Here is a 2,137-nt window from a genome sequence, read left to right as displayed (position 1 = left end):
TCAAATATAATAAAACATGATAATAAAATAAACAACTAACAAGTGGTAACATAAAGTTAGTCTTCGCAAGAAGATAAATTATGGCAAGCCGGATGCTCGGAAACTTGCTTGTCCGGTTTAGAGGGAGGCTGTTTGTAAGAGACAATTGGAAACTCATCCTATGGTTAGAACGCAAATAATCTATCCCTATATATCAATATGTACCAAAATATTTTTTTTAATATTATTTATCATTAGTTTAATGATAAAAAATTAAACTAATGATTTTAAAATTTTTTAAAAAAAAGAAGTTAAATCTGCTAATCCTGTTAAATCATAATTATATAATTTTGTAGGTTTTTGAAATTTATATTGATAATAAGCTGCAATACCAATCATAGCAGCTTGATCTGTGCAAAAATTTAAGCTTGGAATTAATAATCTTAAATTAGGAAACTCTCGCAAAAATTGTTTTTTTAAACTTGAATTAGAAGCAACACCTCCTACTAAAATTAAATTTTTAGTAGGAAATTTTTTTAAAGCTCTTTTTATTTTAATTAATAAAACTTCAATAACTACTTTTTGAAAAGAAGCGCATATATCAGAAACTAATTTATTTGACATATTATGACGATTTTTATTAATTAAATTAATAATTTGACTTTTTAATCCTGAAAAACTAAAATCTAGATTATTGTTTTTAACATAAGGTAAAGTAAAATGAAAAACAGCTTCACCCTGAAGAGCAAGTTTTTCTATAATAGGTCCTCCTGGATAATTTAAATTTAAATTTTTAGCAATTTTATCATAAACTTCGCCAACAGCATCATCTAAAGTAGTTCCTAATTTTTTTATATCAAAATGATCATTTAAATAAAGTAATTCGGTATGACCTCCTGAAACAATCAAAGCTAAAGTAGGGAATTTTATTTCATTTTCTATTTGAACAGAATAAATATGACCTATTAAATGATTAATACCTATCAAAGGCTTTTGATAAATATAAGACCAGGTATTAGCAGCATTAACTCCCAATAATAATGATCCTATTAATCCCGGGCCATGAGTTACAGCAACTAAATCTATATCTTTTGGTTTCATTTTTGTCTTAATAAAAGCTTTTTTTAAAAAATATGTTATAACTTCTAAATGTTTACGTGAAGCTATTTCAGGAACTACACCTCCATATTTTTGGTGACATTTAATTTGCGAAAAAGTTTCATTCGCTAATACTTCTTTTCCATCCCGAGTAATAGCAATACTAGTTTCATCACAACTAGTTTCAATAGATAAAATAATCATAATTAATAACCTTTTATATTTCTTTATAAACTTTTATTTTATTAACAATAAATAATAAATAATCTCATTGTATTTAAAAAAAATATATATCTAAATTATTTTTTTAATTTACAATGAGAAATTTTATTGATTTGCATTAAAAAATATATTGCTATACTTGGATTTTACTTAAAATTAATTTAATTTACAAAAAAAGATCTCGGAGTATTTAATCAAATTAAAACTAAAAACATTATTCTAAAAATAAAAAAATTCAAAAGTACTATTTAAAAAATTTATGTAGTTAATATCTTAATTTACAAAATATTAAATTCTTAATTATTAAATTCATGTAGTTTTTTTGAATAATTAAATAGAATAAATAATTTAGCATTTGCAATTTTATATTCAAAAATTAATTTCAAATAAAAAATAAACAAATTTTCTCAGTATTTTATATTTCATATTCAGGAATAAAATATGAAATTTTTTTACTATTATATCGGATTTGATAATAACCGCTTATCATGCATAATTTTGATTTAAATATTTTATAGGAATAGATTATTTGCGTTTTAACCACAGGATAAGTTTCCTATTGTCTCTTACAGGGCGCCAAAGAGGCCTAAATTTCGCGCTATCTAACCAATAGCTAGGGTCGAAAACCCTGATGGTCGGTCCGAAAAATGAAAATATGTCGGATTATAGCAGACCATAAAAGCTGGTTGCGACGAAAGCAAATTAGTCAAAATGACTCCGCTACCGAATAATTCGATGGAGAAGCCTGCAATGGCCTAAGAAGGAAATTGAGGTAATTAACAAACCTGTTCGGAAGTTGCTTAAACAAACAGCCAGAGACTACTATATACAAATTTCG

At 25.1% G+C, this 2,137-nt stretch carries 1 protein-coding gene; it reads right to left on the bottom strand.

The features are described 5' to 3' along the window. Positions 1-276: 276 nt before the first annotated feature. Positions 277-1,281: a tRNA (adenosine(37)-N6)-threonylcarbamoyltransferase complex transferase subunit TsaD gene (gene tsaD / locus OC698_RS02980; RefSeq protein WP_304513210.1), complete on the bottom strand. Its 1,005-nt coding sequence runs from the start codon at positions 1,279-1,281 to the stop codon at positions 277-279. Between the last annotated feature and the right edge of the window lie 856 nt (positions 1,282-2,137).

Source organism: Candidatus Phytoplasma gossypii, assembly GCF_030586975.1.
Lineage (GTDB): Bacteria > Bacillota_I > Bacilli_A > Acholeplasmatales > Acholeplasmataceae > Phytoplasma > Phytoplasma citri.
Note: the sequence above shows the minus strand (reverse complement) of the source record. Positions and strands in the feature narration are given on the sequence as shown.